6 protein-coding genes and 1 pseudogene are annotated in these 6607 nt (G+C 69.9%); 2 read left to right on the plus strand and 5 right to left on the minus strand.

The features are described from left to right. Positions 1 to 122: 122 nt before the first annotated feature. Complete coding sequence (locus U9980_RS09110) at positions 123 to 1091, plus strand: PHP domain-containing protein (RefSeq protein WP_416210206.1); 969 nt, start codon at positions 123 to 125, stop codon at positions 1089 to 1091. Here the strand turns inward: U9980_RS09110 and U9980_RS09115 are convergent. Continuing rightward, positions 1079 to 1549: a MarR family winged helix-turn-helix transcriptional regulator gene (locus U9980_RS09115; RefSeq protein ID WP_322767535.1), complete on the minus strand. Its 471-nt coding sequence runs from the start codon at positions 1547 to 1549 to the stop codon at positions 1079 to 1081. The genes U9980_RS09110 and U9980_RS09115 overlap by 13 nt on opposite strands. Before the next feature lie 340 nt (positions 1550 to 1889). Here U9980_RS09115 and U9980_RS09120 point away from each other — a divergent pair, with 340 nt between their 5' ends. Continuing rightward, positions 1890 to 3032 (plus strand): Mrp/NBP35 family ATP-binding protein, encoded by a 1143-nt coding sequence (locus U9980_RS09120; protein ID WP_322753913.1) that lies wholly within the window; start codon positions 1890 to 1892, stop codon positions 3030 to 3032. A 137-nt stretch (positions 3033 to 3169) separates the two neighbouring features. On the opposite strand, the gene tatB is transcribed toward U9980_RS09120, so the two are convergent. From tatB to U9980_RS09140, 4 genes and pseudogenes are all read right to left on the minus strand, one after another. Continuing rightward, entirely contained in the window at positions 3170 to 3739 is a 570-nt protein-coding gene (gene tatB, locus U9980_RS09125) for a Sec-independent protein translocase protein TatB (RefSeq protein WP_322767525.1), read from the minus strand. 108 nt (positions 3740 to 3847) lie between these two features. Beyond that, positions 3848 to 5284, minus strand: coding sequence for a S1C family serine protease (locus U9980_RS09130; RefSeq protein ID WP_322767526.1), 1437 nt, complete (start codon positions 5282 to 5284; stop codon positions 3848 to 3850). A gap of 190 nt (positions 5285 to 5474) precedes the next feature. Beyond that, positions 5475 to 6398: a zf-HC2 domain-containing protein gene (locus U9980_RS09135; RefSeq protein WP_322767527.1), complete on the minus strand. Its 924-nt coding sequence runs from the start codon at positions 6396 to 6398 to the stop codon at positions 5475 to 5477. Beyond that, positions 6395 to 6607: pseudogene (locus tag U9980_RS09140) on the minus strand (hypothetical protein); the annotation flags it as partial. The gene U9980_RS09135 and the pseudogene U9980_RS09140, both read right to left, overlap by 4 nt.

Below are 6607 nucleotides of genomic sequence, written 5' to 3' on the forward strand. Positions count from 1 at the left end.
TGCCCGGCCAGAAACGGGTCCGACGCCACGACCGGGTCGGCGGAGTAGGCGGGGTGTGCTGTGCGCGAAGACTTCAACCACAGAAAGCAACTCCGGACGTGTATCCGGTGACGACGGCGGGACTGATCGATCTTCATGCGCATTCGACGGCGTCGGACGGACTGTGCAGCCCCACCGAGGTCGTCCGCCTGGCGACCGCTGCCGGCCTGACCGTCGTCGCGCTGACCGACCACGACACCACCTCGGGTCTGGCCGAGGCCGCCGGCATCCTGCCGACCGGGCTCACTCTGCTCCCAGGTGCGGAGATCTCGTGCGGAATCCGGGTCGAGCACGGCCGCTGGGTGAGCCTGCACCTGCTCGCCTACCTGTTCGACGCGACCGAACCGGTGTTCGCGGCCGTCCGGGCCCGGCTACGCGAGGACAGGGTCACCCGCGCCCGCCGGATGGTGGAGAAGCTGGCCGCCGATGGCCACCCCGTGCGCTGGGAACAGGTGGCCGCCCAGGCTGACGGTGTGATCGGACGCCCGCATGTGGCCGAGGCGCTGGTCGACGCCGGCCTCGTGAGCTCCCTGCAGGCCGCGTTCACACCCGCCTGGATCGGCGCCGGCGGTCGCTACTGGGTGGGCAAGGACGAGCCTGACGCCCTGGAGGCGATCCGGCTGGTTCGCGACGCGGGCGGTGTCAGCGTGTTGGCCCACCCGTACGCGAGCACGCGCGGTCCGACCATCGGCCCGGATGTGATCGCGGCCATGGCACGGGCGGGTCTTCGCGGCCTCGAGGTGGACCATCCCGACCACCCGCAGCAGGCGCGCGCCAGGCTTCGCCGGCTCGCCACCGACCTGGGACTGATCGTCACCGGCGCGAGCGACTTCCACGGCCCGAGCAAACCCCAGCGCCTCGGCGCGGAGACGACGAGCGGGCACGCGTACGAGGCGCTCATCGCCGAGGCGTACGGTGCCCAACCGCTGACCGGACCAGCTGGGCCGCTACGGCACCAGCCACCACGGGCAGCGGCAGGCCCACCGGCACCGGCCTGGCACCCGCAGACGCCCTGGAGCCCGCAGACGCCCTGGAGCCCTCAGACGCCCTGACCGCAGCCACCGCCGGGCGGCGGCGTGGACACGTGGGGATCGAGCCGGCCCAGCAGGTTGGCGAGCACGTCAAGTTCGTCCGGGCTGAAGTGACTGGTGACATGCTTCGACACCCCGGCGAGATGGGTCCGGGAGGCCGCCCGCAGCCGCTTGCGGCCTTCGGGGGTCAGCGTCGCAAGCGTTCCCCGGGCGTCGGACGGACACGACCGTCGCGCGACCAGACCGTCACGTTCCAGCCGGTCGACCAAGCGGGTCAGGCCGCTGCGGGACAGCAGGACCGCCTCCGCCAGCTCGTTCATGCGCAGGGCGCCGTCCGGCGCCTCGGCCAGCTGGACCAGCACATCAAAGGACGCCAGCGGCAGGTGGTGTTCGGCTTCGAGGTCGGTTTCCAGCTGCCGGATGACATACGAGTGAGCCCGCAGGAACTGACGCCATGCCCACAGTGATCGCGGGTCCATCAGCGATTCCTGCTCCGCTGTCTGCTCGTCGACCGTCACGTGGATCAGATTACGTCGCCCGTTGCGGTCCGCGAGCGAGCTCGCTGATGATGTCAGACGATCGACATTCCGATGAAGACAGCCCCAGTCGAGAACTGCTGGGCGACCGTGGGTTGACGGGCAGGTTGCCAGATCGCGACGGTGCGCCGCCGGGCGGCCGTGGGTCAACCGCCGGGCCTTGCCGGGGGGGATAAGGTTCCGGCTTCGCCGGACGCGTTCGAGCCGGGCTGGCGGCTATGGTGGGGATGCAGGCGTGACGGCGCGAGCCCCACGCACCACACCGACTGGTCGAGGTTTTCTCTTGTCTGCTTCCCGGCCTAGCGCGGACGCGATCCAGGCAGCTCTCGCAACGGTGCTCGACCCTGAGATCGGGCGTCCCATCACCGAACTGGACATGGTCGACTCGGTCCGCATCACCGATGACACCGTGGACATCGTAGTGCTACTGACCGTCTCCGGCTGCCCGATGCGCGACGAGATCACCAGTCGAGTCCAGCGCGCTGTCACCGCAGTACCGGGTGTGCGGGCCGTGCAGGTCCGCCTCGAGGTCATGAGCGCCGAGCAGCGCGCCGCCCTGCACACGAAGCTGCGCGGCGGGACGGGAACCCGGGCGATCCCGTTCGCGCAGCCCGGCTCACTGACCAGGGTGTACGGCGTAGCCAGCGGAAAGGGCGGCGTCGGCAAGTCGTCGGTGACCGTCAACCTGGCCGCCTCGATGGCCCGGTCCGGCCTCGCGGTCGGTGTGCTGGATGCCGACATCTACGGGCACTCGATCCCCCGGATGCTCGGAGTCGACCGCCTGCCCACCCAGGTCGAAAAAATGATCATGCCTCCACAGGCGCATGGCGTGAAGGTCATCTCCACCGGCATGTTCACTCGTGGCAACCAGCCGGTCACGTGGCGAGGGCCGATGCTCCACCGGGCACTGGAACAGTTCCTCTCGGATGTGTTCTGGGGGGACCTCGACATCCTGCTGCTCGACCTGCCACCGGGCACCGGCGACATCGCGATCTCGTTGGCGCAACTTGTGCCGTCATCCGAGCTTCTCATCGTGACCACCCCTCAGCTTGCCGCCACCGAGGTTGCCGAGCGGGCCGGCACAGTCGCCGTCCAGACTCGACAGAACGTCGTCGGCGTCGTGGAGAACATGGCCTGGCTGCCCTGCCCGCACTGCGACGGACGCGTGGACGTCTTCGGCTCAGGTGGCGGCGCGGCCGTGGCCGAGCGGCTGACCCGCGTGCTCGGACACGACGTCCCGCTGTTGGCGCAGATACCCATTGATGTCCGGCTGCGCGAAGGCGGCGACTCGGGCGTCCCGCTGGTGACCGCGGATCCAGACTGCGAAGCCTCGAAAATCCTGCGGGGAGTGGCCGAACGGCTGTCATCCCGCTCACGCGGATTGGCTGGCCGGTCCCTCGGCCTCACCCCGACCCGCCGAGGCTGACGACACCCGGTCGGGCTGACCGGGTCCGGGACCGGCTGAGGCTACTGCGCTACTCCGGGGCCCGGCCCAGGCCACATCCGACCTGGGCACGGGCCACGGATCGCTCGAACAGAAGTGGCGCGGGTATCAGACGGGTATCAGGTCGCGTCGGTGTCGAAGGGCGTCGCCGCCGACAGCATCTCGGCGCTGACCGCCCCCCTCGCTGCGGGCGCCACGGCAGCCGCCTGACCCCGGTCTGTCGGGGCAGCCTTGGCCGGGGTCGAAGTGGCCTTGGTCAAAATGGGGGATTTTGTCAGGGCAGGGGATTTCGTCAACGACGGCGCCTTGGCCACAGCCGGCGCATCGTCGTAGGAGAGCCGGGGCCGAACCGGCTCGGTGAGCCCGGACGGCGTCTCCGGGTCGTCATCGAAGAGCATCTTGTCGAGCGACGTCCGCTTGGAAAGGTACGACGGAAGCAACGGGTCTTCGTCCTCGAACAGATGCTTGCGCACGAACGTCGTGGGATGCAGGGTACTCAGGTCGAGATCGGCAATCTCTGGACCGAGCTCGGAGCGCAGCTCCTCGCGCATGCCGGCAGCCATCTGCCGGAACTGACGCAGCATCCGACCGGCGTCACGGGCCGCGTTCGGCAACCGTTCCGGACCGAACACGAATAGGCCGATCAGTAGAAGGACAGCGACCTCGCCCCAGCCCACACCGTTGAACACGGCCCCAGACTACCTCGCCATTGCGATCAACGGAACACCTCCGACCCGGTTGCCCGTCCGCTCGGGCCCACCGACCCGGTTGCCCGGTTGCCCGGTTGCCCGGCGTTCCTAACCGCGCTGCTCCTGAAGGGTCAGCGCGACATCATGGACAGTGTGATCACGCTCGAAACTAAGCATGATCCGGTCACCGATCCGATGGCCGCGGGTTGCCGCAATCAGGTCATTGGTATTCCCGATGACCGTCCCGTCGACCTTGATGATAATGTCGCCCGGACGCAGGCCGACCGCGTCCGCGGGCCCGCCCGACTCCACCGCGCGGATCAGTGCGCCGGACGACGTTCCGACCGCCGCCGCATCATCCGGCGTGATCGTCCCAGTGGACACGCCGACATCGGGATGCGTGGCACGACCGGTACTGATGATCTCACCAGCCACTGACCTCGCGTAGTCGATCGGGATGGCGAAACCGACTCCGATGTTCCCGGACGCGCCGCGGTCGGCGCGGGACCCAGGCACAGCCGCGATCGCGGTGTTGATGCCGACAACCTGACCGCGTCCGTCCACCAGCGCACCGCCCGAGTTGCCGGGATTGATGGCCGCGTCGGTCTGGATCGCACCGATGAGGACCGACTCCCCGCCGGACTCCACCGGCACCGTCGGGTTACGGTCGAGCGCGCTGACAATACCTGTGGTCACTGTTCCGGACAGGCCCAACGGTGCACCGATGGCCACCAGAGGTGCACCCACCACGAGCGAGCCGGAACGTCCCAACGTCGCGGCTGGTAGCGGGTTCGCAGTCTGAATCCGGATTACGGCAAGGTCCGTCTTGGGATCACGTCCGATGATCTCAGCCGAGATCTGCCGCAGCTCCTTGTACAAGGTCACAGACACGCGCGCCCCGGCGGCAACGCCTGCGATGACGTGGTTGTTCGTCAGGATGTAGCCGTCCGATCTGATGATCACACCGGAGCCGGTGGCGGACAGGATCGGACTGGTCACATTGATCGTGACAACCGACGGCAGGGCACGTGCGGCAATGACGGAGACCGGCGCGGCCCGTTCGACCGGGGCCGCAGCGTCGACGCCCGCCACGGGCGACGACCCGGATGGCGACCCGGATGGCGACCCGGCCGCGGTCGGTACGAGTGGCTCGTCGGTCCGCGCGGAGTGAGCGCCGATCACACCACCGATCACACCGCCGGCGCCACCGCCGACCAGGCCGGCGAGCAGCATCGCCGCCACGAGAACCAGCCGACCCGGTCGGGGTGCGACCTGGTCGGGCGCCCCCCACCCGGGGGCACGCGATTCAGCAACGGCTGCGTCAGCAACAGCTGCGTCAGCGGCGCCGTCGACGGTGGGCGGCCCGCCATGATGTGCAACGGGCACAAAAAGATCGGCCGGCAGGTTCGCCGCCGACCCCCAGGCACCGGGTGCCGGAGCCGGGCGGGCCCACCATGGGTTTGTCGGCGGGTCACCCGGACCTCTGTCATCCGCCGGTTCACCCCGCGGTGCGATGCCGTCCTCGCCGTCACCGCTCACGGCCATCCGCCTCCGCCACCAGTAGCAGGGAACACGCGGATGTACCCACAGGCACGAAACATCCGCCAACATCGCCGGGCGCTCTTATGCTCGTATCGGGGAAACGTCGGGCCGCTCAGCCAGCCCCTACTGCGATCACGCAGCTATTACCGTACGACCTCCCGGCGGCAGCCGGCGGTAACCCGACCGGGACGCCCTAGCGCCGCGAGCCATCGGGCAGCAACACCGCGGCCATCACCGACGGCAGGTGGCCAGCCCCGGCTTCAGCGACATCGACCTCAGCGGCACTGATTCCGGCGGCATTGGTACCGGACAGATTGGTCCCGGGGACGGCCGTCCCGGCGATGCCCGTCCTGGAGATGCTCATCCCGGCGATACCCGTCCTGGAGACGACGTTGGGCTGAGCCGCCGGGACCGCGACGGGACGCGGCGGTTGCGCAACAGTGCCAGGCGCACGTATCTCTCCGAGCGCAGCGCCCGCGACAGCGAAAAGCATCACCGCCACGGAGCTGACCAAGGTACGTCTGGTCCGGCTCTGGCGTCCCCGCCAGCCGCTGGCCGAACTGGTCGCCGGCCGGCGACCACCGGACGCGGTGCCTGCGGGCCGCGCGGCGGCCGGCCGACTCGAATCAAGGCGCCTCTTCGAGCCCGGCCGGCGGCGCCCCGTCGGGCCGGTAGCACCGACAAGATCAACCGGCCTGGTTGACGACGCCACCCGCCCGGCCGTCGCCCCGGTCGGCATTGCCGACTGCGGCGGATCGGCGCTCCGCGCAGGGCTCGGGACGACCGGCTGGTCCACCGAACTGATGACGCCGATGACGCCGATGAAAAGACCACGCCCGGCCGTCCGGATGACCCCGCGGATGGCCAGGGACACCGGGCGTGTCCGGGCCGGGCCCGAGTCGGCGGGAGCTGCCATTCGCAGCAGCCGATCCGCCACTCCCCCCGGCAGGGTCGGATCGCCGAGCCCCGCCAGCCGGGCCTTGAGGTGGCGCAGCTCGGCGACCTCCCACTGACAGGACGAACAGCACGCGACGTGCGCCAGGGCACGGTCCCGACCGTCGTGGTCCAGCTGCCCGTCAACCAGCGGGGCGATCTGCTTGCCGAGATGTCCGGTCACGCCTGCCCCTCCGGTGCGGACGACGTGCCACCACCAGCATTCGCCGCCGCCGGCAGGCCTGTCGGCGGCGTCCGCCGAGTGATCCGGTGCGATCGGCGTGACGGCGTCGTACCGTCCTCGACCGGGGCGAGCGCGCCTGCCGCGGGCGCGACCGGCCCGGCCACCGGCTTCGGCGTCGACGCCTCGATCAGGACGGCCCCACCGGCTGG

The sequence above is a fragment of the Protofrankia sp. Cr1 genome, assembly GCF_963555865.1.
Classification (GTDB): Bacteria; Actinomycetota; Actinomycetes; order Frankiales; family Frankiaceae; genus Protofrankia.